The organism is Flavobacterium sp. CSZ (assembly GCF_015350725.1).
Classification (GTDB): domain Bacteria; phylum Bacteroidota; class Bacteroidia; order Flavobacteriales; family Flavobacteriaceae; genus Flavobacterium.
Genome location: NZ_JADKPQ010000002.1, coordinates 58,612 through 84,004, shown reverse-complemented (window position 1 = coordinate 84,004; position 25,393 = coordinate 58,612). Strand labels below are relative to the sequence as shown.

General features: G+C 31.9%; 27 protein-coding genes. 10 read left to right on the top strand and 17 right to left on the bottom strand.

Annotated features, from left to right (window positions below; genetic code table 11):
• Positions 1-13: 13 nt before the first annotated feature.
• The 10 genes from atpH to IRZ78_RS02510 form a co-directional block, all read right to left on the bottom strand.
• The gene (gene atpH, locus IRZ78_RS02555; protein WP_194615039.1) at positions 14-547 is read right to left on the bottom strand and encodes an ATP synthase F1 subunit delta; all 534 of its coding nucleotides are present in this window, start codon (positions 545-547) and stop codon (positions 14-16) included.
• 4 nt (positions 548-551) lie between these two features.
• The gene (locus IRZ78_RS02550; protein WP_078006590.1) at positions 552-1,052 is read right to left on the bottom strand and encodes a F0F1 ATP synthase subunit B; all 501 of its coding nucleotides are present in this window, start codon (positions 1,050-1,052) and stop codon (positions 552-554) included.
• 89 nt (positions 1,053-1,141) lie between these two features.
• Positions 1,142-1,339, bottom strand: a complete 198-nt coding sequence (atpE, locus tag IRZ78_RS02545; protein WP_008465835.1) for an ATP synthase F0 subunit C — start codon at positions 1,337-1,339, stop codon at positions 1,142-1,144.
• A gap of 33 nt (positions 1,340-1,372) precedes the next feature.
• A complete protein-coding gene (gene atpB, locus IRZ78_RS02540) occupies positions 1,373-2,548 on the bottom strand; it encodes a F0F1 ATP synthase subunit A (protein WP_194615038.1) in 1,176 nt (391 codons plus the stop codon).
• Positions 2,549-2,666: 118 nt separating this feature from the next.
• Positions 2,667-3,059, bottom strand: coding sequence for a hypothetical protein (locus tag IRZ78_RS02535; protein ID WP_194615037.1), 393 nt, complete (start codon positions 3,057-3,059; stop codon positions 2,667-2,669).
• A 58-nt stretch (positions 3,060-3,117) separates the two neighbouring features.
• Complete coding sequence (locus IRZ78_RS02530) at positions 3,118-3,345, bottom strand: AtpZ/AtpI family protein (RefSeq protein ID WP_194615036.1); 228 nt, start codon at positions 3,343-3,345, stop codon at positions 3,118-3,120.
• A complete protein-coding gene (locus IRZ78_RS02525) occupies positions 3,311-3,724 on the bottom strand; it encodes a polymer-forming cytoskeletal protein (protein WP_194615035.1) in 414 nt (137 codons plus the stop codon). The genes IRZ78_RS02530 and IRZ78_RS02525 overlap by 35 nt, the downstream gene beginning before the upstream one ends.
• Positions 3,725-3,735: 11 nt before the next feature.
• Positions 3,736-6,348, bottom strand: a complete 2,613-nt coding sequence (locus IRZ78_RS02520; RefSeq protein ID WP_194615034.1) for a tetratricopeptide repeat protein — start codon at positions 6,346-6,348, stop codon at positions 3,736-3,738.
• An 89-nt stretch (positions 6,349-6,437) separates the two neighbouring features.
• Positions 6,438-7,133, bottom strand: coding sequence for an ABC transporter ATP-binding protein (locus IRZ78_RS02515; RefSeq protein WP_194615033.1), 696 nt, complete (start codon positions 7,131-7,133; stop codon positions 6,438-6,440).
• A 113-nt stretch (positions 7,134-7,246) separates the two neighbouring features.
• On the bottom strand, positions 7,247-8,707 hold the full coding sequence (locus tag IRZ78_RS02510) for a DUF5687 family protein (RefSeq protein WP_194615032.1): 1,461 nt from the start codon (positions 8,705-8,707) through the stop codon (positions 7,247-7,249).
• A gap of 128 nt (positions 8,708-8,835) precedes the next feature.
• Here IRZ78_RS02510 and IRZ78_RS02505 point away from each other — a divergent pair, with 128 nt between their 5' ends.
• The 3 genes from IRZ78_RS02505 (at position 8,836) to IRZ78_RS26055 (ending at position 10,862) form a co-directional block, all read left to right on the top strand.
• Positions 8,836-9,888, top strand: a complete 1,053-nt coding sequence (locus IRZ78_RS02505; protein WP_194615031.1) for a ferredoxin--NADP reductase — start codon at positions 8,836-8,838, stop codon at positions 9,886-9,888.
• Positions 9,889-10,001: 113 nt separating this feature from the next.
• Positions 10,002-10,319 carry a hypothetical protein gene (locus IRZ78_RS02500; RefSeq protein WP_194615030.1) on the top strand — a complete coding sequence of 106 codons (318 nt, stop codon included), beginning with the start codon at positions 10,002-10,004 and terminating at the stop codon, positions 10,317-10,319.
• Between the two features lie 300 nt (positions 10,320-10,619).
• On the top strand, positions 10,620-10,862 hold the full coding sequence (locus IRZ78_RS26055; RefSeq protein WP_228520342.1) for a hypothetical protein: 243 nt from the start codon (positions 10,620-10,622) through the stop codon (positions 10,860-10,862).
• A gap of 90 nt (positions 10,863-10,952) precedes the next feature.
• Here the strand turns inward: IRZ78_RS26055 and IRZ78_RS02490 are convergent, their stop codons facing one another.
• Together IRZ78_RS02490 and IRZ78_RS02485 are read right to left on the bottom strand one after the other, a co-directional pair.
• Positions 10,953-11,960, bottom strand: a complete 1,008-nt coding sequence (locus tag IRZ78_RS02490; RefSeq protein ID WP_194615028.1) for a glycosyltransferase family 9 protein — start codon at positions 11,958-11,960, stop codon at positions 10,953-10,955.
• Positions 11,961-12,195: 235 nt separating this feature from the next.
• Complete coding sequence (locus IRZ78_RS02485; protein ID WP_194615027.1) at positions 12,196-12,801, bottom strand: DUF4254 domain-containing protein; 606 nt, start codon at positions 12,799-12,801, stop codon at positions 12,196-12,198.
• A 111-nt stretch (positions 12,802-12,912) separates the two neighbouring features.
• Here IRZ78_RS02485 and upp point away from each other — a divergent pair, with 111 nt between their 5' ends.
• Positions 12,913-13,566 carry a uracil phosphoribosyltransferase gene (gene upp, locus IRZ78_RS02480; RefSeq protein WP_194615026.1) on the top strand — a complete coding sequence of 218 codons (654 nt, stop codon included), beginning with the start codon at positions 12,913-12,915 and terminating at the stop codon, positions 13,564-13,566.
• On the opposite strand, the gene IRZ78_RS02475 is transcribed toward upp, so the two are convergent.
• On the bottom strand, positions 13,561-14,490 hold the full coding sequence (locus tag IRZ78_RS02475; RefSeq protein ID WP_194615025.1) for a DUF6427 family protein: 930 nt from the start codon (positions 14,488-14,490) through the stop codon (positions 13,561-13,563). The genes upp and IRZ78_RS02475 overlap by 6 nt on opposite strands.
• A gap of 141 nt (positions 14,491-14,631) precedes the next feature.
• Here IRZ78_RS02475 and IRZ78_RS02470 point away from each other — a divergent pair, with 141 nt between their 5' ends.
• Positions 14,632-14,862 (top strand): uracil phosphoribosyltransferase, encoded by a 231-nt coding sequence (locus IRZ78_RS02470; RefSeq protein WP_194615024.1) that lies wholly within the window; start codon positions 14,632-14,634, stop codon positions 14,860-14,862.
• On the opposite strand, the gene purD is transcribed toward IRZ78_RS02470, so the two are convergent.
• Positions 14,854-16,128, bottom strand: a complete 1,275-nt coding sequence (gene purD / locus IRZ78_RS02465) for a phosphoribosylamine--glycine ligase (RefSeq protein ID WP_194615023.1) — start codon at positions 16,126-16,128, stop codon at positions 14,854-14,856. The two genes, IRZ78_RS02470 and purD, sit on opposite strands and share 9 nt — an antisense overlap.
• 133 nt (positions 16,129-16,261) lie before the next feature.
• Here purD and IRZ78_RS02460 point away from each other — a divergent pair, with 133 nt between their 5' ends.
• From IRZ78_RS02460 to IRZ78_RS02445, 4 genes are all read left to right on the top strand, one after another.
• Complete coding sequence (locus IRZ78_RS02460) at positions 16,262-17,572, top strand: phenylacetate--CoA ligase family protein (protein WP_194615022.1); 1,311 nt, start codon at positions 16,262-16,264, stop codon at positions 17,570-17,572.
• A gap of 39 nt (positions 17,573-17,611) precedes the next feature.
• Complete coding sequence (locus IRZ78_RS02455; RefSeq protein WP_194615021.1) at positions 17,612-18,142, top strand: ORF6N domain-containing protein; 531 nt, start codon at positions 17,612-17,614, stop codon at positions 18,140-18,142.
• Between the two features lie 365 nt (positions 18,143-18,507).
• Positions 18,508-19,596, top strand: coding sequence for a UDP-N-acetylglucosamine 2-epimerase (non-hydrolyzing) (wecB, locus tag IRZ78_RS02450; RefSeq protein WP_194615020.1), 1,089 nt, complete (start codon positions 18,508-18,510; stop codon positions 19,594-19,596).
• Complete coding sequence (locus IRZ78_RS02445) at positions 19,596-20,783, top strand: glycosyltransferase family 4 protein (RefSeq protein WP_194615019.1); 1,188 nt, start codon at positions 19,596-19,598, stop codon at positions 20,781-20,783. The genes wecB and IRZ78_RS02445 overlap by 1 nt, the downstream gene beginning before the upstream one ends.
• Positions 20,784-20,838: 55 nt before the next feature.
• Here the strand turns inward: IRZ78_RS02445 and IRZ78_RS02440 are convergent, their stop codons facing one another.
• Entirely contained in the window at positions 20,839-21,822 is a 984-nt protein-coding gene (locus tag IRZ78_RS02440; protein WP_194615018.1) for a UDP-glucuronic acid decarboxylase family protein, read from the bottom strand.
• Between the two features lie 187 nt (positions 21,823-22,009).
• On the opposite strand from IRZ78_RS02440, the gene IRZ78_RS02435 reads away from it, so the two are divergent.
• Positions 22,010-23,086: a glycosyltransferase gene (locus IRZ78_RS02435; RefSeq protein WP_194615017.1), complete on the top strand. Its 1,077-nt coding sequence runs from the start codon at positions 22,010-22,012 to the stop codon at positions 23,084-23,086.
• On the opposite strand, the gene IRZ78_RS02430 is transcribed toward IRZ78_RS02435, so the two are convergent.
• Both IRZ78_RS02430 and IRZ78_RS02425 read right to left on the bottom strand, forming a co-directional pair.
• Complete coding sequence (locus IRZ78_RS02430) at positions 23,063-24,187, bottom strand: O-antigen ligase family protein (protein WP_228520341.1); 1,125 nt, start codon at positions 24,185-24,187, stop codon at positions 23,063-23,065. The two genes, IRZ78_RS02435 and IRZ78_RS02430, sit on opposite strands and share 24 nt — an antisense overlap.
• Before the next feature lie 139 nt (positions 24,188-24,326).
• Positions 24,327-25,391 (bottom strand): hypothetical protein, encoded by a 1,065-nt coding sequence (locus IRZ78_RS02425; protein ID WP_194615015.1) that lies wholly within the window; start codon positions 25,389-25,391, stop codon positions 24,327-24,329.
• Positions 25,392-25,393 lie beyond the last annotated feature (2 nt).

Here is a 25,393-nt window from a genome sequence, read left to right as displayed (position 1 = left end):
ATGTGTAATAAAACTAATTACTTAACTCTCTTTTTAATACCTGCAATCTGTTTGCAACAGATGCATTGTATTGTTGATCACCTATTCTTAAAATAAATCCTCCAATGATGGATGGATCTACGATATTTTCTATTGTTACCTTTTTATCTGATAATGTAGCTACTTTTGCCAAAACTTTAGCTTCTAAAGCTGCATCCATAGGAACTGCTGTGGTAACTTTTGCTACTTCAACTCCATTTCCTTCATCAAATAATTTTTTATATTCTAAAGCAATTGCTTCAAGAATTTCAAATCTTTTGTTTTCAAATAATAAATGAAACAAACCTTTGGTTACTCCATTTACATCTGCAAAAACTTCGATAAGAGCACTTTCCTTAACTTCAACTTTTGTAGTTGGGTTTTGAATAAATGTACTCAATTCTACATTTGTATCAATTGCTGTTGCAATCGACTTCATATCGTTATTGACAGCTTCGGCAACACCTTTAGAGTTTGCTAAGTCTAGAATTGCTTTTGCATAACGAATTGCTGCTCTTGTACTTGCCATAATCTTAGTTTAACTTTACGTCACCTAACATTTTCTCTACTAATTTAGTTTGAGATTCTTTGTTAGATAGTTCTTCTTTCAACAATTTTTCAGCAATGCTTAATGATAAAGTCGAAACTTGTAATTTCAATTCAGCCATAGCAGCATTTTTTTCACTTTCGATAGCCGCTTTCGCCTGAGCGATCATTTTTTGACCAGCTTCTTGTGCTTCGTTTTTAGAATCAGCAATCATTTTCTCTTTCATCTCACGAGCTTCTTTTAGCATCGCGTCACGTTCTGCACGAGCTTCATTCAAAATTCTTTGATTGTCAGCTTGCAAGTTTTCCATTTCTCTTTTTGCATTTTCAGCAGAAAGTAATGCATTTTTAATACCTTCTTCTCTTGCGGTAATAGATTCCATAATTGGTTTCCAGGCAAATTTTACTAAAAGCAAAATTAAAACCAACAAGATTAAAGCTTGCCAAAAGAATAAACCGAATGAAAAATCGTTAATTAACTTATCCATTTTATAACTATATTAAATATTTAATTTCTTTTTTTAAAAGTAACAACACCTTTAACCAACCGTTAAAGATGTTGTTATTTCTTTCTTTATTATTTTCCTAAGATTAAAGCAGCAAATGCTAAACCTTCTAATAAAGCCGCGATAATAATCATCGCAGTTTGAATTTTACCAGCAGCTTCTGGCTGACGAGCAATAGCGTCCATAGCAGATCCACCGATTTTACCTAAACCTAAACCTGCTCCGATTACTACTAATCCAGCACCTACTAAAGTTGGAATTGTTCCCATAACTATTTATATATATAAAATTAAACTTCTAAATTAAATGATTACATTTTCTTCTTCGTGACCATGATCGTGATCGTGATCCTGAACAGCCATACCAATAAACAATGAAGATAACATTGTGAAAATGAACGCCTGTAAAAATGCAACTAAAACTTCGATAACCGAAATAAATAATGTTAATCCTAAAGAGATTGGCAAATCTGCAGCTAAATTTTTACCTACAAAGATCATTGCGATCAAACTCATAATTACTACGTGACCTGCAGTAATGTTTGCATACAAACGAATTAATAATGCAAATGGTTTTGTTAATGTTCCTAAGATTTCGATTGGAGCTAAAATAATTTTCATTGGAACTGGAACTCCAGGCATCCAGAAAATGTGTCCCCAATAATCTTTGTTTGCACTAAACTGAGTAATCAAGAAAGTAAACGCAGCCAAACAAACTGTGATGGCAATATTTCCTGTAACGTTTATTCCTAGTGGAGTCATACCTAATAAGTTTAACAACCACACAAAGAAAAATACGGTTAATAGGTAACCCATATATTTTCTGTATTTTTTCTCACCAATATTTGGAACAGCGATTTCATCTCTGATGAAAATGATAAGCGGTTCTAATACTCTACCAAATCCAGTTGGGATTGGTCCTTTTTTATATGATTTTGCTAAACCAGTAAACATTATGAATAATAGTACTGCAACAAAAAGCATTGACACTACATTTTTTGTAATAGAAAAATCTAATGGCTTTTCGTTTTCAGGATGTCCGTGCTCATTAAAAGTAATGGTACCGGCAGCATCTGTTTTGTAAATTTTACCGTGAACTAATTTATAGAAGTTACCATCAACTTCTGCAACTTCTGCACCATGGTGTAATTTTGAAGATGAGAAAATTTTCAAACCTCCATCAATAAGGATAACTGGTAATGGGAAACCATAATGTTTATTTTCTTTTTCATCTGAAAAGAAAACAAAATCATGAGAATCCTGTAAGTGATGATCAATAAAAGCGTCTACTTTTGCTTTTGGATCCAGAGCTTCATGCTCGCCTTCTACAGGAGCGTTATGTGAAATTACTTTCTCTTCATGAGCAGTTTCAGTCTGTACATGCGTTGAGTCATTCTCTGAATTTGCAAAACTCATTACAGGAGAACAAGCTACTAAAGCTGCAAGAATAAATTTGAGCGGTTTGTTTGAAATCACCATATCTGTTAAAAATCTTATTTTTTACGTTTCTAAAATTTGGTGCAAAGGTACATTTTTTATTAATATTCAAAAGGATATGAAAAATTATTTTTGAACCCTTTTTTACAGAATCCCTATTTTAACGCTTTTCATTTAATAATCGGGCAGTTAAAAGCGTCTCAAATAACAAAAACAAAATAAATGTTATAAAAAAATTGATCTTTTCAACCATAACCTCTGCACTATGGTTTTCCAAAATCGGTCTTAAAATTAAATATCCTATTAACATTTGAGTAAAAGTTCCGAACAGAAAAGCCATTCCAACAATCTCAAAATTTTTCTTTTTTACTATTAATAATATAAGGTATAATAATGCTGATAATCCGAAAAAAATCAAATACAAAAATTCTATACTATAATAAAAGGTTTGACTGTTTAAATCTAAAACTAAAAAAGCTGCTTTATGCAAAACATAAGCTGCCAAAGCAAAAAAGAATAAATGTAAAATGGATTTGTAATTTTTTGAAAGCATTGGAAAAATAATTTTATGCAAAGATGCACTTTTTATCAAATGCTTTCAATGACAAAAATCACTTTGTTTTGTTAATGTCATTTACCTGACGAATAACATTATACAAGGCAAGTCCAACACCCAGCATTACAAAGATTGTATTATAATACACCTTTGGGCTTGGATGATTTTCATCTAACCATGTACCGAAATAAGAGAACACGAAAATAATAATTCCCATTTGAACAGGAATATTAATAAGCGGCATCCATTTATTCCTTCTGTTTTTGTTCGGTTCCTTTTCCATCTTTTAGCGTTACTTCTTTTGGATTATTTGTTAACATCGTACAAGTCGCTGTAAAATCGGCTCCTGGTTCGATAGACAGTTTTCCTACAGCAACTTCGCCATGAATTTGTGCAGATGCCTTTATATTAAGTACTTCTAAAACTTTGATTTTTCCCTGAAATTCTCCTTCGATATCAGCATTATTACAAACAATTTCTCCTCTTACAACGCCTGAGGCGCCTATCACTAATTTTCCTTGCGAAGTAAAGTTTCCTATCAATTCGCCGTCTAATCTAAAATCGGCTTTAGAAACAATATCACCTATTATAGAGGTGCCTTCTACAATTCTGTTTGTTTTACCTAAGAGTTCTGTTCCGTTTTTTTTAACTTTATCAAACATGATTATGGGGATTATGGGGTTTTGGGGGCTAAGTAGGCTTCGAGATTTTTCTTAATCTGGATCAATTTATAATTATCACTTGAGATGATAATTGGCTGATTTGATATTTGATACTTTTTATCATCTCTAAAAACTCCGGAAATATCCTTGGCATAAGCCTCTGATTTTAAACCATGAACAACTATAAAACTTTCTGTTCTGTTGTATTTGTCGAAAGATGTGGTTAATCTTTCATAATTTTCAACTAACAAAAATACTTTAATCGCTTCTTCGATTTTTTTACGGGTTTTAGAATCGTTATTAGGAACTAAATATAAAATTTTCCAGTTTTTGCTATCAACTGATGTAAAATCTAGTTTTTCTAAACCTGGAATTTGCTTTTCCAGAATTTCTCTTGCATTTTTACCTTCGTCACTATTTGGATAATTATCCGCAACATTCTCTAAACCATTTTTATACGCTGCAAGACCATTTACCTTTCCTAAAGTGTTTGCTTTAAGTAATTCATATTTAGAAACAATTTCGTCACCAGAATATTGATTGATCAGATTATCAATATTATCTAAAACGGTGTCAAACTGTTCTTCCTGAAATAGTTTGTACCATTTTTGATACTCTTTATCTGCAGATGCCAAATCTTCTGAGTTGGTATTATTTAAAATTTGTGCGTATCTCGAATTTGGATATTTAGAACTGATATCCATTTTTATAGCTTCAGCTTTTGCCGGATTTGTAATCTGGTATATTTTGTACAAATTATACATCGATGGCAAAATCAATTTTTCCTCCGGATTATTTTTTAATAGCTGTTCTAATTTAGCACTTGCCAAATTATATTCCTTGAATTTCTCTTTATAAATAAGTCCTAATTGATAATATGCGAAATTACGTTCTACTCCAATACTATCTATGGCAGATTTTGTTTTTGGAAGCTGTTTTTCATAAAAAGCAGTTGTATATTTTTCGACAACAATAGAATCTTTTAGTTTATCTGCCGCTTCCTGAGCAATACTTAATGAATCGTTCATCGCAGCATTATTTGCAGATTTTACTGCAGCCAATCTCCAATTTCCGCCCAAAGTTCTATTACCCCATAATTTCTTGAATTGCAGTTTTCCGTAAGCAACTGTTGTTGGGTTATAAAAATAAAAAGTACTGGCAGAATTGTTTCCAGACGGTGGCAGAATACCTTCAGGATCAGAAGGTGGTTTTCCTAAAGAATTTGGATTTACAGCAGTTGGCTCATTACCCAAATTTGTATTACGATCTATATTGGCTAATCGTTCCTTTTCTCTTTCTTCTAAAATACGTTTTGCTTCGTCTTTCTTTTTAAGCTCTGCAATGTAATTTTCAAAGTATAATTTTCTGTCGGGTGCCGGTAAACCATATACCTTAATTATACTGTCGTTTCGTTTTGCAATTCCTTCATACTTAATTACGTTATCCAGATTTTTTCTGTTTTTTTGGATAAACGCATATTCCCTTGTTTTAGGGTCCAGTTTTACCAATGTACTGTCATAGTATTTGGCAGCCATTGTATAATCTGTATTTTTAAAATACATGTTCCCAATATTGCGATAAGTCGAAGCTACCAAATACGGATCTTTAGATTTCCTGAACAAAGATTTATTATAGAATATCAGCGCACTATCCTGTACCTTATAGTTATCATAAAAAACACCCATTTGATAAAAAAGGATATCATAATAAGGTCGGTTTTCACGGTCTGTAACCAGATCATTAAATGCCTTTAGAAACAATTGCTTATTATCCTTATCGTAATCAAACATTTCGGCTTTTTTAGCATAAGCATGCATCATATATTTACGATCGGCTTTTCGATTCATATCGATTACCCCATCATAAAAATAATTTGCGCTGTCTTTTTTTCCGGCTTCCTGATACATCTGGCCCAAAATAAAACGGTAACGCGCTCTCTCTTCGTTTACTTTTGTAAATTCTTCGGCAATTCTCAATTTCGCAACAGCACTGTCTTTTTGTTCTAAATTTAAAAAAGCTTCCGCTAATAAAGCATTTGCGTCTGAAAAAGTCTGTTTATCTAAATCTGTATTTTTTAATAAGAGTTTAATGTTCTTTAAAACAATAGCGTCATTTCCTAAACGCATATTTGTTTTTTCGCGCCAGATTTTTGCTGTATAAATATTACTGCTATTAGGATATTTATATAAAATATAATTGAATGCTTCAAGAGCCGGAATAAAGCGCTGATCATAATATCGCGCTTTTCCAAGCATTAAATAAGCTTCATCGATTTGTGAATTTCGCTCTCTTCCTCCAATATTCATGGAGTGTTTCTGGATGGCTTTTGTTGCTTTGGTTTCTGCCTTTTCAAAATCAGGATTTTTAGCTTTTTCTTCTTCAGAAAAATTTTCATCAACCTGCATTTTTTCGATAGGCAAAGTCTTCCAGAAATTATCCTGATTATTGGCCTGTATGGACTTTAATCCTTTATCCAGGCCAATACCGCCGTTGTACAAAATATTATATTTTGTACTTAAGGCATGTGAATTTCTAGACAAAAAAGTGTTTTTCTTGGTAGAACAGGCTATCAAAAGAAACAAAAAGACCAGAAAAAAACTATATTTAAGAGTATTCTTTTTCAATAGAAAAGAGTTTAAATCAATTAACTTCTAAAATGTACTTTTAGTATATTGACTTGTAAAAATACGCTTCTTTTTGAAATATAGAATATTTAAACCGCAAAAAACGATTCCAGTTCTTGTAAGGTTTCTTTTGAAGTTTGAATATCTTTCACCACTTCACCTTTGTTAAGTGCCACAATTCTGTCGCAAACCTCTACTGTATGCAGCAAATCATGACTGGAAACCAGTACTGTAACATTTGGATTATCGGCTAAATCTTTTATTATTTTTTTTAATCGGCTTACAGTTGTTGGATCTAAATTTGCAAAAGGTTCGTCCAGGATTACCACTTCAGGATTTCCTATAAGTGTGGCAATTATCCCCACTTTTTTCTGATTTCCTTTTGATAAATCTCTTAAATATTTTTTGTTATTCAGGATTTCTCCATTAAAAAATTCTTCATGCTGCTTCAATAAAGCATCTATATCGGCTTTATTTTGATGGCGTAAATCTCCAATAAAATAGAAGTATTCTTCTGGTGTTAAATATCCAATCAGGAAACTTTCATCAAGAAAAGATCCGGTAAAAGATTTCCAGTTTTCGCTGGCATTTACCTGAATAGAATTACTTGTAATATTACCTGTCGAAGGCTGAATAAGGTCTAATAATAAACTAAAGAAAGTCGTTTTTCCCGCTCCGTTATTACCCACTAAACCAAAGCTCTGTCCTTTTGGAATCTCAAGGTTGTTAATGTTTAAAACTGTTGTTCCGTTATATTTTTTTGAAAGTTGATTTACTTGTATCATGATGATGTTAGATTTTATATTGCTGATTTAGATTTAAAAATCTCCAGCATGTTTTTTAATATTCCGATTTTATTTGATAAATTATTTCATTATCAAATTGACCTATTTTCTAATTAGTTCTTTTGTTTATAAGCACTTATCGTACTGTATTTTTCGATTTTATATCTTTTTTCGATTAATGAAAATACCTTGTCTTTTAAGATAAAACCTAAAACTCCGGCACCGGCAACTAATGCTAATCCGATGGTTTTGTTTCCTAAATAAAGACCAATTGCATAGAGTCCTAATGGCAATAATAATTTTGGCAAAGTCAATAACATGGCACTAACATTAAAGGCTTTTTTGTCTCCAAAAGCACCGCCGGCCGAACTTAAATCGATAGGCGTTTTTGTAAATGCTCCGCCCAGAAGTACTAAGTGAGAGTTTACCCCAATGTTATAAATGGCTCCAATAACGATAGTTAGATAAATTTCCCATCCGAAGAAAAGATAAAAGGAGGCAATTATGGTTGAAATAATGGTACCAATAACAATCAGCCACCATTTTGAAGTAATATAACCACGATACGGAATGTTTTGTGTCATCATTAATTGATAATACGAACTATCCCAACTTGGCACAAACTGACCAAAGACGAATAAAAATCCTCCCGAAACAAAGATTCCGGCAAAAATATGCATGACCTCTGGCTGATGCGTGTTTCCGAAAAATATAAAACCGTAGAACAAAAAGAAGATACTCATAAATATGGTAGTTTTTGACCTTTTGTTTCTCTTAATCAGTTTGATATCATTTTTTAGAAAGGTTCCTAAAGTTCCAAACTGATTCAGCCATGAAAGGTTTTCGGTTCTAGCGATATCTTCTTTTTTAGAAAGTCCGGCATCCAAAAACAGATTGTTTTTGAAATACTTAAAGGTAAATGCATACAATCCGGCTAATAGCAAAAGTGGAATTATAAAGAGTCCTTTTGTGGCATAAAATCCCTGAAAAACAGGTGTTGTAAATGTCGTAATATCAAATATTTTATAATATTGCGCAACTGCCAAAGCCATAATTATTGCTATAAAAACAACAAATAATTTATCGATATTACTTAAAATAATATTCAGAAAATTGTTGATATATACTAAGGAAAATGCCGCTAAAAGCCAAAAAATAATTCCTGTAATATCATAACCTTCCATGGCTAGCACAATCGAAAAGGGAATGAAGAAAAGGGCATGAACCCAGTTAAAAAAAGACAAAGCTGTTTTGCCTAATGAGAAATGAACAATGGTTGTTTTTTTGAAAGGTAAAACCAATAATGGTTTGATATTCAATACCGGAATCGCCTGCATTAACAAGCGTACTACAAGATCAAACAAAAAATAATAAATTAGAAATTGATTGATAGTCGATAAGGGTTCGAGATTCATTTTTCGTAATACATAAAATGCTCCAACGCCCATCCCGATAAAAAGTACCGAGAAATAGACCATCAAAAAACCCATTAAAATTTTCATTGCCACATTAGTACCAAAGGATGCAGATCTGGTAAAGGCCTTCCATTCGAGATAAATAAACTTTTTAATCATGGTTATTTGGTTTTCAGTTTTGTAGTAAGAGATCAAATGTAGCTAAACGTTACAAAAAAAGTTAAAAATAATTATTTCGTGCCTGACATTTAATCTCCGTTTGCTACTTTTGCATAAAATATACAATCATGCCTTCATTCTTAAAACTTATAATTAAAGAGGTAAAACGCGAAACAAGCGACGCGGTTTCTGTACTTTTTAATGTTCCCGAAGAACTAAAACCAGACTATAAATTTATAGCCGGGCAATACATAAATTTAAAATTAACTCTTGATAATCAAGAAATTCGTCGTGCATATTCTATTTGTTCTGCACCAGAAAGCGGCGAATTGCGAATTGCAGTAAAAGCAGTAAAAAATGGTTTGTTTTCTCAATTTGCAAATACAAGACTTAAAGCCGGTGATGTTCTTGAAGTAGGTCATCCTGAAGGGGTATTTACTTTTGAACCAGATGCTGAAAGACAAAAAAATTACGCAGCTTTTGTTGCCGGAAGCGGAATAACTCCTGTTCTTTCGATCATAAAATCGGTTTTGAAAAGTGAGCCAAAAAGTTCATTTGTATTAGTTTATGGAAATAAAACGCCTGAAGAAACTATTTTTTACCAGGAATTACATGATTTGCAATTACAATATGTAGGTCGTTTTTTCGTGCATTATGTTTTTAGTCAGGCTAAAGCCGAAAATGCTTTGTTTGGAAGAATCGAAAAATCGGCAGTGAATTTTGTTCTGAACAACAAACACAAAGAATTACAATTTGATAAATTTTTCTTGTGCGGACCTGAAGAAATGATCAATACGGTTTCTGCAATTTTGAAAGAGAAAAACGTAAAAGAATCAGCGATTAAGTTTGAGCTTTTTACTTCTTCATCTCAGGAAAATGAAATAAAAGCTTCATTAGAAGGACATACAAAAATCACTGTTTTAGTAGATGATGACGAAGTTTCGTTCGAAATGTCTCAAAAACAAACGATACTAGATGCAGCTTTAAAACAAGGAATCGACGCTCCATATTCTTGTCAGGGTGGAATTTGCAGCAGCTGTCTTGCTCGTGTAACTTCAGGAAGTGCCGAAATGACTAAAAACTCCATTTTGACAGATAAAGAAATTGCTGCAGGTTTGATTTTAACGTGTCAAGCGCATCCAACATCAGAGTCTATTTATGTAGATTATGATGATGTGTAGAGGTTAAAATTCCAAAGATATTTAAATTCCAAATTCCAAACTTACAATTGGGATTTGGATTTTTTTTTGTTTGATAATTAGCAGCAATCTTTGCAAAATTGGAATTTATTTTTATGAGATCTGTACGAGAAATTTTTAAAAGCAAGCAATATCTTTTAGATGAACCTGAAGTTGAGAAACTTGTAGAATATTGCGAAGAACTTCAGGATGAAATTGTCGAGTTTAAATATCAAAAAACGAACAATAAAGAACTGGCGATGCTAGACATGCTCAAAGAAGTTATAAAAGGCTGTAATGCCATCGAAAAAGAGCAAATGGAGCACGAACGATTTGGTTTTGAAGCTCCTAATTATGAAGCTCATAATTATGAAGCTACGATTTCGAATCTTAAAAGTTATATTTACAGCAGATGTAGAGACGAGAAAATTTAGCTCTAGTTTAGATTGTAATAAAACCAAAATATTGCTAAAATATTGCCAAATTTTTATTATATTAGAGGTGAAATTACGGTATTCGCAACCTCTTCTTTTGTGAGATTGTAGAGCTATCTCTGATTGTCAACCTAAAATTTAAATATTATGGCAATGCATCATTATCTCCGCCTCTCTTTTATTCTACTTTTTGTAATAACATCCTGCTTTTGTATTTACTTCATTATTAAAAAAAGAAGAAATCGAAAAGCACCTAAATTACTTTCGGCAGAAAAATATCGTTCATCAATGATTGATAGAATGACAGAAATATCATCTAATGACAGTTTTTTTAATATTTGGCCTTATGTGAGTGAATTAAAAGCCGCTAAAATTTTATCGAAAAAAATTAAAGAATCTGAATTGGTTCATAAAGTTTACAGAAACTCAACCGAAGATTTTGAGCACATTTTGCTCGCTACAGAAAAAGAAAATCATTTTGTAGAAGTTGTAGTCGATAGAAACAAAAAGAAAGCAATGGGATATCTTTTTCTTGATTTATAAAAAATTTAAAATCCAATAAAAAAAATTCCAAATTCCAATTGTAAAAGTTGGAATTTGGAATTTTTTTATTGAGATTTAGTCTGCTATAATTTACAAAAGACTCTGAATTTTATTTACAATCTCATCCAGAAGTATGGTTCTCATTGCATCCTGATAGCCTTCGACAATTTTGTTTCCGTAGACCGATGTTGGCAATTGCGGATATTGATTTCGATCTGAAGTTAAAGCATTTTCCATCGTTTGATTGAAAGGCAAAAATCCTGCGTACGGATGTGTTGCGCCCCAAAGCGTGATTACTTTTAAACCCAACATTGCTGCAATATGAGCATTTCCGGAATCCATAGAAAGCATTACATCGAGATTGCTAATCAATTGTAATTCTTGCTGAAATTTAATTTTTCCAGCCATATTAATTACATTTTCAAATGGTTTTGCAAATGAATCCAGAATTTCGATTTCTTTCTTTCCTCCTCCAAAAAGTAATATTTTATACTCTTTATTATCAGCCAGTTTTGCGATAACTTCCTGCATTAAATCCTGCGGATAAACCTTAGAATCATATTGTGCAAAAGGCGCAATACCAATTAATTTTGAGTTTTTATCGCCGATAATCTCGAGAATATCTGAGCTTAAAATTGCCTTTTCAGGAAATTCAGGATTAGATAAATCTAAAGGAAAACCAAGTTTTTCGAAGACTTTTGCATGTCTTTCGAACATTGTTGGCAATTGCCTGAATACTTTATTTTCGGCGCGTGTTAGCTCTTTTTTACCTTCACGACCTTTATCAACTGTGGCTCTTTTTTTTCCGCTTAAAGCGAAAAGTAAACTCACGATTTTGGATCTTAAAACATTATGAAGATCTGCAAAAGTATCAATTTTGAGCTTTTTCACATCTCGGAACAATCTCAAAAGTCCTGAAAAACCTTTGTGTCTTTCTTTTTCATCAAAAGCAAAAAAGTTTAGATTTTGGATTCCGTCAAAAAATGGCTTGAAAAACGGACGTGAAATTACGGTAATTTTTACCTCTGGATACTGTTTTACAAAGGCGCGTAAAACAGGAACCGTCATGGCGACATCTCCCATTGCGGAAAGTCTCATGACGGCTATATGTTTAATTTTATTGGACAATTTTTGACTTTTAAAAATTAAATTCTGCTCTTTCTGGTCTGTTTTTTTAGCCCAGATTGAAATGAAAATCCCGCAGAAAAAAAATAAAGTTTCTTGTTTAAAAAAAGCGACCAACGGAAGCTCTTTTTTGAACAATAGAAACTCTATTTTTTTGTGTCCCGATAGCTATCGGGATGAAATGGAAAGCTGGAAATAGCTCCAGTAATTATTTCTTATTTTGGTATAAAACAGGATTCAATTCGTCGTCATTGTACATTTTCATTTGTTTGTACACTTTCATGAATTTATCTCCGTTTTCAATATCAGCAAGCAAATCATCAATCGCTGTTGATAAGTCGCTTCTTTGTTCTAAAAGGATGTTTAGTTTTTCCTGACATTTATCTCTGTGTTCTTGGGAAGCCTCTGCACGAGTAGCTTCTTCATGCATATGATAAATTTTTAAAGCGAGAATAGACAATCTGTCAAAAGCCCAGGCTGGACTTTCAGAGTTGATTTTTGCACCGTCTTTTACTTTTACATCGCTGTATTTTTGTAAAAAATAACTATCGATATATTCTACCATATCTGTACGTTCCTGATTTGAGGCATCGATTCTTCTTTTTAAAGTAAGCGCTGCTACGGGATCGATTTGCGGATCACGAATAATATCTTCAAAATGCCATTGAACTGTATCAATCCAGTTTTTTAGATATAATAAATGTTCGAATTTATCCTTAGGATAAGGGTTGTTTATAGGTTGATCTACATTATCAAATTGATGATAATCTTTGATGCTTTGTTCGAAAACAGAATATGCTAATTTTGAAAACATGTGTTTATTTGTTAGAGTTACAAAGATACTTTTTATACTTTTATCGTGCGAATAAAACGATGAAATTTTCGTTATCGTACTGTAACCCATTGATAATTCTAAATTTTTATTATGAAAATCCATTATATTTCTGAAAATAATAGCGTATTAAATCATTTTTTAGGTCAAATCAGAAACATAAACGTTCAGAACGACAGTATGCGTTTTCGAAGAAATATAGAGCGAATTGGCGAAATTATGGCCTATGAGCTGAGCAAAGATTTATCGTATAAAGAGGTTGAAATTCAGACTCCGCTTGGTATTAAAAAAACAACCGAAATCGAAAGTGATTTGGTTTTATGTTCTATTCTTAGAGCCGGATTGCCGCTTCATAATGGTTTTTTGAATTACTTTGATCATGCCGAAAATAGTTTTGTTTCTGCTTGCAGATATCATCCTAATAATGATCATGAATTCGAAATTCGGGTAGAATATCAGGCCGTTTCTAACATCAATGATAAAACAGTTTTGTTGCTTGACCCAATGTTGGCAACTGGGCAGTCTATTGTGGCTGTGCATGAAAAGTTGATTCAAAACGCAACTCCAAAAGAGATTCATATTGTGGTGGTTATTGCTGCACCGGAAGGAATTGCTTTTCTTGAAAAAAGTCTTCCTGAAAACTGCCATTTATGGGTGGCTTCTCTTGACGAGAAACTAAATGAGAAAAACTACATTATTCCTGGTCTTGGTGATGCAGGTGATCTTGCTTACGGAAGTAAATTATAATTGAGAGAAATAGGTAAATAAACTACACAAAATCAGTACATAAAATACAATTTCGTTGTTTAGTTTTTGCTGCATATACTCTACGTGGCTTGCTGCCATAATGGTCAAAGGAGCAATGCTAAACAACAATAAATCGTTGCTTTTATCTGGCGAAACAATATAAACAATAGCGGCTATAAAAAAACAGGCTACAATTTTTTTGTACGAAGAATGTACAATTTGAGGTCTGTTTGACAACGTTGTTAACATTGATGTTACAAAAAACAAAGCAACTGCAACATATATAGAAAGTGCTCCGTTTTCGTAATTATTTTTGAAATAGATAATATCAAAATCGATTACGGCTCGTTTCTGAAAAAATTCTATTATATCGATATGGAATATCAGGGAGATCAATAAAAAGATTATTGAAACCGCCATAAGCGCAATAAATGGTAAAATCCAGTTTCTATAATCTCTCGAAGCATGAAAAACAATAGATATAAATACCACTACCAGGAAAAGAATACACCAAAATTGAAATAAAGCGGCTATTAAAATCCAAAAAGAGGCATCAAATATTTTTTCTTTTGATGCTTTTAAGGATTGTAGCGAAATTAATCTTCGAAGCGCTAACAGGATAAAAAAGTTAGCATAGATGACATTCGCATTATTAAAAATCGTGGGGAAAAATAATATAAACAATAAATAGAAAAGTATCGCGTAACCGTTGTCTTTACTGAGTCCGTTCTTTTTTACGATAAAATTAACCAGGAAAAAAGAGGCTAAAATAAACAGTAGTAAACTTACTTTTTGGAACGCCAAAAAATAAGAACTCACCCATGATGGATCTTTGATTTGAAAAATAAAAAAGAAAACCAGTATTAAAATTACGACCAATGAATAATTTAATGGCGTAGATTTTTTAAAAACACTTGTTATCATAAGGATATTTTATACTTTTGTGATTGTAAATATAATACTTGTTTAAAAAGGAAAACCCAACAAGTTGAAAAAAGATTCTATTATCTGAATTTTAACTTCAATGCGTTACACAACAATAAATAACATATAATTTTATAAATTATGAAAGCTTTTTTCGAAGGAATACAATACTTATTCGTTAACATTTTATTTGCTCCACTTGATGGTTTACGTCATTTAGAACTTATTACATGGTTTGGTGCTAATACTATTAACTGGATTTTTATGATTATCTGTTCTGCAGCAATCGTATATTGGATTAAACAATTACGTATTTTTGATGCTGCAGGAACTGAAAACCAAGATACAACGGCTCACTCTTTCTTAAAGTAAGTCGAAACCAATATCTTTTCTAAAATACATCTTATCAAAATTTAGTTTATCTATATTTTGGTAAGATTTTTTTATGGCCTGTTGAAAATCATCTCCGTACGATGTTACAGTCAATACACGTCCTCCATTACTAACGACATTATCGCCATCTAATTTTGTTCCTGCGTGAAAAACTATAGAATCGGTAATATTTTCTAAACCTGTAATTACTTTTCCTTTTTCGAAATCTTCAGGATATCCTCCGGAAACTACCATAATTGTAGTGGCACTTCTTGGATCTACTTCTAACTCGAAAGTATCTAATTTTTGATCTGCCACTGACTGGAACAGCTCAACCAAATCAGATTTTAATCTTGGCACAACAACTTCAGTTTCTGGATCTCCCATTCTCACGTTGTATTCAATAACGATTGGCTCGTTTTTTACATTGATTAAACCAATAAATACAAATCCTTTATATTCGATTCCGTCTTTCTGGAAACCTTCTATTGTTGGTTTTACAATACGGGTTTCGATTTTTTCCATCAAAACAGCGTCAACGTAAGGTACCGGAGAAACTGCTCCCATTCCGCCTGTATTTAATCCTGTATCTCCTTCTCCAATTCGTTTGTAGTCTTTTGCTGTTGGAAGAATTTTATAGCTTTTTCCGTCAGTTAAAACAAAACAGCTTAATTCAATTCCGTCCAGGAATTCTTCGATTACTACTTTTGAACTTGCTGCTCCAAATTTTTCGTGAACCAACATGTTTCGCAATTCAGTTTTAGCTTCTTCAAGATCCTGAATAATCAAAACTCCTTTTCCTGCTGCTAATCCGTCTGCTTTTAAAACGTACGGAGGTTGTAATGTTTCTAAGAATTCACATCCTTTTTCAACCGTTTCGGCAGTAAAACTGTCGTAAGCAGCAGTCGGGATGTTATGTTTTATCAGGAATTCTTTAGCAAACTCTTTACTTCCTTCAAGTTGAGCTCCTAATTTTGATGGTCCGATAACCGGGATATGCTGTAAACTTTCGTCGTTTTTAAAATAATCGTAAATCCCTTTTACCAAAGGATCTTCTGGCCCTACGACCACCATTTTTACATTTTCCTGAATTACAAATGCTTTTATGGCATCAAAATCTGTTGGAGACATTGCAACGTTTGTAGCAATTGCTGCTGTTCCCGCATTTCCTGGTGCAACAAAAAGTTTTTCGCAAAGCGGACTCTGAATCATTTTCCATGCAAAAGCATGTTCTCTTCCGCCTGATCCCAATAGTAAAATTGTCATGTGTTGTTGTATTTAGTTGTGGTGCAAAAATAATTGCTTTTGTACGTAAAAAATAATTAAATCTTAAAAAGTTGTTGATTCTTCTCTGTTAGTAATTTGATAATATTATTTTTGGTGAAAAATATATCTTCAAATGATTTCTATTTTTGATATTTCGCTTCAATTAAACGGTTTTCCTATAAAGGAAGCCAAAGCTCAAATGGATAAAATCGTGAATTTATCTGAAGAAGAATATGATTTTTTTCTTGCGAATAAAAAAGAAGAAATTGTCGATTTTCATTTAAAAAACAATTCATTTTATCAAGAATTAGTAGGGAATAAAACGGATTTGAAATGGGAAAACTTACCCATTTTGAACAAACAGAATTTACAGAAACCTCTTGAAGAAAGACTTTCAAAAGGATACTCAAAAAAAAATGTATACCTCAACAAAACATCAGGATCCAGCGGAACTCCTTTTGTTTTTGCAAAGGATAAATATTCTCATGCCTTGACCTGGGCATCAAATATTATGCGTTTTGGCTGGTTTGGTATTGATTTTAATCATTCGTATCAGGCTCGTTTTTATGGTATTCCGATGGATTTTATTGGTTATCAAAAAGAACGCTTTAAAGATTTTCTGACGCATCGTTTCAGGTTTCCGGTTTTCGATTTATCTGATGCAATTCTGGAGAAATTTTTACAGAAATTCAAAACCAAAAAATTCGATTATATCAATGGTTATACCAGTTCTATCGTTTTATTTGCCAAACATTTAGAACAGAAAAACATCATTTTAAATGAAATTTGTCCCACCTTAAAAGCGTGTTTCGTTACTTCGGAAATGCTTTTTGAATCGGATAAAAAACTCTTAGAAAAACAATTCGAAATTCCGATTATTAACGAATATGGAGCATCCGAGTTAGATTTGATTGCTTTTGAAAACCCTCAACGAGAATGGCAAGTGAATGCTGAAACCCTTTTTGTTGAAATTTTAGACGAAAATAATAAAGTTCTCCCTTACGGGGAAGAAGGCCGAATTGTGATTACTTCTCTGTTTAATAAAGCGCATCCGTTTATACGATATGAAATTGGCGATATTGGAATTCTTGACGAAAAAAGTACACTACAGAAACCAATTCTTAAAAAACTAATTGGACGAACCAATGACATTGCAATTCTCCCAAGCGGAAAAAAATCTCCAGGATTAACCTTTTACTACGTAACCAAAAGCATCATTGAAGATGACGGAAATGTCAAAGAATTTATTATCAAACAAACGCAATTGGATACTTTTGAAATTGAATATGTCAGTGAAAAAGAATTAGATATCATACAAATTCAAAAAATAGAAAAAGCAATTGCTTTGTATCTTGAACCCAATTTAAATTTTATTTTTACCCAAAAAACAGTTTTAGAAAGAAGCAAAAGCGGAAAACTAAAACAATTCAAATCGTATTTATAAATACAAATAAAATCTTACATTTTTTTTTAATTAAAACTTATGGAGGATCAATCTTTACTTTCTGAAGAAACAATTTCTAACAAAATATATTTTATTCGCGGTCAAAAAGTAATGCTTGATAGTGATTTGGCTTTACTTTATGAAGTTGAAACTAAAACATTAAATGAACAGGTAAAAAGAAATTTATCTCGATTTCCAGAAGATTTTATGTTTCAACTTACTGAAATTGAGCATAATTCTCTAAGGTCGCAAATTGCGACCTTAGAGAAAGTAAGGGGTAAATATCAAAAATACCTTCCTTTTACCTTTACAGAACACGGTGTCTTAATGCTATCAAGCGTTTTAAAAAGCGATAAAGCAATTCAAACTAATATTCAGATTATACGGATTTTCACAAAAGTGAGACAAATGCTTCTCGATACAACAGAAATTAAAGTTGATATACTTCAGATTCAAAAGAAGTTAGAGAATCACGATAAGAATATTGAGTTGGTTTTTTCTTATTTAGATGAATTTACTGAAAAGAAAGAAGATGAAAATGAAAGAGTGAAAATTGGCTATAAAAAATAATCCCATACTTTTTCAAGGTCGCAAATTGCGACCTTGAAACTTGAAGTCGCAAATTGCGACTTCAAGTTTTACTGAATTCTCTAAGGTCACATTTTGTGACCTTAGAGAATGATAAATGATCAAACTAAAAATATCAACTTGACTTTCCTTACTTTTTTAAGATCAAAAATTGCTAATTCAAATTCCTTATTTGAAAATTAGCAGAGAATTGGAGGTCGCAAATTGCTACCTCCAATTCTGACAAGATCAGTTTTGATATACTCAAAAATCATTTAAACATCAAGAAAGTATCTCAATTTATCCAAATTCCGATTTAAACTTTACTTTTGCCAAAAGAAAGTTTTTAGAAAGAATCCAATCCAACTATGAAAATCACTATAATCGCTGGTGCAAGACCTAATTTTATAAAAATTGCACCAATCATTAATGCCATAAAAAGCAAGCAAAATGAAGGTGTTGCTATTTCATTTCGATTGGTTCATACTGGTCAGCACTACGATAAAAACTTAAGCGATACTTTTTTTGAAGAATTAAATATTCCGAAACCAAATGTAAATCTGGAAGTAAAAAGTGGCTCTCAGGCAGAACAAACCGCTGCGATTATGATTGCTTTTGAAAAAGAATTACTTCAAAATCCTTGCGATTTGGTTTTAGTTGTTGGAGATGTCAATTCGACTATGGCGTGTTCGATTGTGGCCAAAAAATGCAACAAAAAAGTAGCGCATATCGAAGCCGGAATACGTTCAGGCGATTTAACAATGCCAGAAGAAATCAACAGAATGTTGACCGATAGTATTACCGATTACTTTTTTACTACCTCAGCTTCTGCCTCAGAAAATTTGCTAAAATTGGGTTCAGATCCTGAAAATGTACATTTTGTGGGTAACGTCATGATTGATACTTTATACCAAAATATCGATAGAATATTTGCGCCGGATTTTTGGGAAGAAAATCAATTAAACGAAAAAAATTATATCATTCTAACCTTACATCGCCCCGGAAATGTTGATGAAGTTTCATCACTTCTTGAGCTTCTTCACGGAATTGATGATTTAGTTACTGACAAAAAAATACTGTTCCCGATTCATCCACGAACGCAGGCGATTTTGAGTGAAAGCGAGACCAAATTCAAAAACATCATTTTTGTTTCACCGCAAAGTTATTTGAATTTTATGTATTTGATTAAAAATAGTTTTGCTGTTATTACCGATAGCGGAGGAATTTCGGAAGAAACAACCGTTATGGGAATTCCATGTTTTACGATGCGAAATAATACGGAAAGACCTGAAACAGAATCTATTGGTTCTAATACTATTGTGGGAACTTCATTAGAAAATTTACAAAAAATTTTTGGTCTGTTCTTGAAAAATGGGCCACGAAAAAGTGGCATTCCTGAATTATGGGACGGAAAAGCATCAGAAAGAATTATTTCAATTTTATTGGATAAAAAATAATGAAGGACATTTTAATCATATCCAATTATTATCCGCCGGAAAAAGGTGCTGCAGCTAATAGAATTGAACAACTGGCTTTAAAACTGAATCAAAACGGATATGAAGTTTCGGTGATTTCTCCGTTGCCAAATTATCCAAAAGGGGAATTGTTCCCAGAATATAAAGGCCGATTTTCGGTTACTGAGAAAATTCAGAATATCACGCTAAAACGTCTTTGGATTTATCCTAGTAATAGTTCAAATATCTTTAAACGAATTGTTTCGACATTATCATTCTCAACGACTTTATTTTTTTATTTGCTGTTTGCCACAACGCCTAAAAAAGTTATTGTACAATCACCTCCATTGTTGCTTTCTTTTATTTCTGTTTTTACACTTTGGCTTAAACGCAAAACCATAATTCTTAATGTTTCTGATCTTTGGCCAACTGCTGCTATTGAACTTCAGGTACTAAAGAAAAATAGTATTTCACATAAAATCCTGCTTTTTATTGAACGTTTTATTTATAAAAAAGCAACACATATCTTTGGGCAATCGAATGAAATAATTGAACATATCAATTCTATTTTTCCAGAAAAAAAATGCTTTTTATACCGGAATTATCCGGATCATTTTACTGAGGATTTCCTTGAAGAAAAAGACAATTCACGCGAACCAATTAAGTTGTTTTATGCTGGTTTGCTTGGTGTTGCACAAGGTGTTTTTGACCTTATTCAGCAATTAAATTTAGAGAATTTAAATATCGAATTGCATATTTTTGGTGATGGCGCAGAGAAAAATCAAATTGTCAATTATCTCAGCCAAAATCCAACTAAAAAAATAATTTTCCATGGAATGTTGGAACGAAATGTTCTGCATGAAACTTTAAAGGATCAAGACATTGCCCTTGTTCCGCTTAAAACGAGAATTTACGGTTCTGTTCCTTCAAAAATATTTGAATACAGTGCTTTGGGATTTCCTGTTTTTTATTTTGGTGGTGGTGAAGGAGAAAATATTGTGGAAGAAAATAATCTGGGTTGGGTTGTTCCTGTTGAAGATTTTAAGCAATTAAATTCTACTTTACTACAAATTTCTGAATTAGGAAAAGGTGAAATTCAAAAGATGAAAAAGGATATTTTTCTTCATGCAAAAAGTCATTTTAATCTGGATCAGCAAATGAAAGAACTGATTGAAAATAATGCTTTTTAGCCAACTTCAATAAAATGAAAACGGGCAAATATCGAATTAATATTTGCCCGTTTTTTTATTTGATATAACTAGAAAAATCTTTGTGTTCTTCTTTTGAAAGTTCTTCTTTAGAAAGTGACCTGAAATAATCATATGTAATCTTCATTCCTTCAGAGCGGCTTACTTTTGCTTCCCAACCTAATAGCTCTTTTGCTTTTGTGGTGTCTGGCTGGCGTTGTAAGGGGTCATTTATTGGTAAAGGATGAAAGACTACCTTTTGATTCGTTCCGGTTAATTTAATGATCTCTTCTGCAAAATCTTTAATGGTGATTTCATCCGGATTTCCAATATTTACCGGATACACATAATCTGAATGCAATAACCTGAAAATACCTTCCACCTGATCATCTACATAACAGAAAGAACGTGTTTGCATTCCGTCTCCAAAAATGGTTAAATCTTCTCCACGTAACGCCTGACCAATGAAAGCCGGAATTACACGTCCGTCGTTTAAGCGCATTCTTGGCCCGTAAGTATTAAAAATACGTACGATTCTTGTTTCTACTCCGTGAAAAGTATGGTACGCCATTGTTATCGATTCCTGAAAACGTTTTGCTTCGTCATAAACACCTCGTGGTCCTATTGTATTTACGTTTCCGTAATATTCTTCGGTTTGTGGGTGAACTAATGGATCTCCGTAAACCTCGGATGTTGAAGCAATCAAAATTCTGGCATTTTTAACTCTTGCTAATCCTAATAAATTATGTGTTCCTAAAGATCCTACTTTTAAAGTCTGAATTGGAATTTTTAAATAATCTATCGGACTTGCCGGTGAAGCAAAATGTAAAATATAATCTAAATCACCAGGAATGTGAACAAACTTGGTGATATCATGATGGTAAAATTCGAAATGTTCTAACTTAAATAAATGTTCTATGTTTTTAAGATCTCCCGTAATCAGATTATCCATCCCGATAACATAATATCCTTCTTTAATGAATCTGTCGCACAAATGCGATCCTAAAAATCCTGCTGCTCCGGTAATAAGTATTCTTTTCATATTTGGTTTTATTGAACATTTTAAGGGGTTTGTTTTTCTACTAAAAGCCCCATGAAACAGCTACAAATGTAATAAAATATCTGGCCTTTTAAATTAGACCTAAGCTCATATCTTGAAAGAAGTTTTTAATTTTCAGATTATAATTAAGCTTATTTATCTATTTTTACTCTCAATTAAATTCTCTGTTTTGAAAGTTGTACACATTATAGAAGCTCTTGGTGGAGGAGTTTATACGTATTTTAGAGATTTATCAACTTTCTTTGGTGATGATGAAATAAACAAAAAGATAGAAACTACTATCATATACAGTAGCAATCGAAAAGAAATTGATCCTCAGAAAATAAAGTCCGAATTTTCAAATGGAGTCAATCTCATCCACATTAATATGGTTCGTGAGTTTTCTCCGCTTCAGGATTTAAAATCGGTTTATGAATTAAGAAAAGAGCTTAAAAGAATAAATCCAGATGTAATTCATCTTCATTCCTCAAAAGCCGGGGTTTTAGGGCGTGTTGCTTATTTCTTATTACTCAAAAAAAAGAAACTTTATTATAGTCCTCACGGCTTTTCTTTTCTTAGAACAGATATTTCAGAATCAGTTCAAAAATTGTATAAAATAATAGAACAAAGTTTTCAAACTCTATTTGGCGGTACAACAATTGCGTGTGGAGATACTGAATTTGAAATTGCACAAAAATTTGGAAACTCAAAGTTAATTCGAAATGGAATTGATATTAACGATATTAGAAAATATTGTTTTGAAAATGAAAATAAAAAACTTACAATTGGAATTTTAGGTAGAATTACATTTCAAAAAAATCCTGAGCATTTTAATAAAATTGCCTTGAATTTTCCTGAATTCAATTTTGTATGGATTGGTGATGGGGAATTAAAATCTTCAATTACCGCTCCAAATATTCGAGTTACTGGCTGGCTTTTTGATCATGAACTGGTTTTAAAAGAACTCAATAATATTGATATTTATCTACAAACTTCTTTGTGGGAAGGTTTACCAATAGCCATATTGGAAGCAATGGCTTTAGAAAAACCTGTTATTGCTACCAATATAATTGGCAATAAAGATATTGTGATTCATAATGAAACAGGATTTCTATTTGATGAAATTTCAGAACTGGAACCGTATTTTCAAATCCTGAGCAATTCTGTAAATCGAAATTTTTTTGCTAAAAAAGCTTTTGAGAGATGTGTAGACTTATTCGATAAAAATAAAAATTTTGAAGAACTAATCACTATTTACAAGAGCTGATTTTTGTTGCATCCAATAACTTGAAAAAATGGACAACCAAAACCCGCTGAAAGCAATTCCATCAAAACGAAGCAAAAAATCATCCATTAGATTTGATGTAAAAAAGATAATGAAAAATGAAATTATAACAGCATTCTTTAGATCAAATCCCAAATATCCAATTATAGAAATATAAAAGAGTACCACCAAAGGTCCGAGAATTCCAAACTTCAATAAAAAATCAAAAAATTGATTATGAGTAGGAAATTCATATTTAGCCAAAAACTGCTGATTGGTTTCTTTATAGTATTTATTTAATTCATTTTTTCCATCAGAAGCGCCTACTCCAAAAGGGAGATTTTTTAATGACAATTCCCAGGCAGATTTCCATATAGAAACTCTGGTAACTAAAGAATTAAATACTTTAACCTCTGGATGATCGATCTCATCAAGCTTACCCACTTTATCCATATAAGCAAAGCTAACGCTTGAATACTTTTCTTTCATGTATGGATCTTTTTGAACAAATAAAAACAAAACGGTAATTAATAAAATAAATACTGGCAAACTTTTTAAAGCTACTTTTTTAAAATTATCCAGCTTCACTGCATAAAAAAGAATGATCAAAAGTCCTATAAAAACATTTATTAAGGCCAATCTGGTATTAACAAACAATACAAAGAAAAAAGAAAATATAAAAATTATTATTCTTATTACTTTGAGTGTAAATTTTTCATGATCTTTAAAACTCTTAATTAGAAAATAAAAAGCAGAAACGCTTACAAAAGCCAGATGCATATTTAACGCCGGAGCATGAATTCCTAAACTATTCCCAAATTGATATCCCATTTCCCATAAATGGATACCATTCAAATATTTATGCATTAATTCTGGAAACAAAACATTGAATCGAATGAAGAAAAAAAGCAAAACCAAAGTTGTGCCGAAAACATAAACTTGTAATAACTTCAAAAAATTTACCTGCTGAAAATTTCCAATTATAAACAATGGAAAAATTACTAACGAAGTGCTTTTTTCTATTGCTTTTAATCCTTTTGCAAAAGAATCATTATTCCAGAAAAGCACTAATTCAAGTATTACCGGAGTTGCAATACAGGTCATCAAAATCAATATATTTTTTGTGTAATGCAGCTTTTTAAAAAAAATTAAATTGAAAACTGAAAATACTACAATCACTATTGAGCATGGTTTTCTAAAGATCATCAAAATGGCAATCAAACACAAAAAAAGATGGAAGATTCTATTGAAGTTCTTTTCGGAAATGTTCATGATATAATGCAAAATAAATTAGTGGAAAAATACCTATTTTATGTCTCATTGCCGAGCCTAAATCGGGTTCAAAGACTCCCTGGGTAATAAAAAATGAAAATAATATAAAAAAAATGAAAAGTTCGTATTTATAATATTCTCTCTGTTTTACGCATTTAGCAAAACGAACCAATAAGATGTAAAAAAGTAAAAGCTGCCAAATTACAAATAAGACGATTTGAGGAGATAAAATATGTTTTAAACCATTTATTGGAATATTTACTGTAAAAAAACCATAAAAAATGGCAATTATTTCTCCGTACCAAGTATCAGGTTTTAAAGGTGGCGTGATCATAGAATTTGCATCTGGTGAACCTATGCGCTCTTTATTAACCACCTCACGGCTCATTTCAGAAAAATATTCTCCTTTTAAAATGCCATAACTCAATGATAAAAAAAAGACAATCAATAATCCGTAAAAAATTGTTGATACAGTTTTATTTTTAAAATTAATAAAACTTATAAAATACATACCTCCGGCAATTATAGGGATTAAAGCAAAATAAGGTCGGTATAAAGCTCCGAAAAGTATAAAAAGGAATACGGACAAAAGAACCGTTTTTTGAAAGGAATACATCTTGTTTTTACACAAAAATATAATTGAAGAAATGAATAAAAAAGTAATAAATTCTTTTGAAGGCATTGCTATAAAAATAGCAATCATAAAAATCCCCAAATAGACAATAGCATTTTTTACATTTATTTTTCCGAAAGAATTCGGAATTCCTATTTTATACAAAACATACATTAAAATAGGAAACTGTATAAGTGAAATTAAAGGAAAAGGAAGATAGCGGAGACCCGTAACTTTATAAAACAAAATAGTTAATGGATAACTACCTAAGTACCCTATTTCATTGTATTTATCATAAATTATTATCGCTGAATCATAAAAGAATTTTGGTGGCAAAACAAAAAAAGTACTAAATGCAACCACCAAATTGGCCATCGCTATTAATAAAAATGCTGCTGTACTTTTTTTAATCTTGATTTGCATAT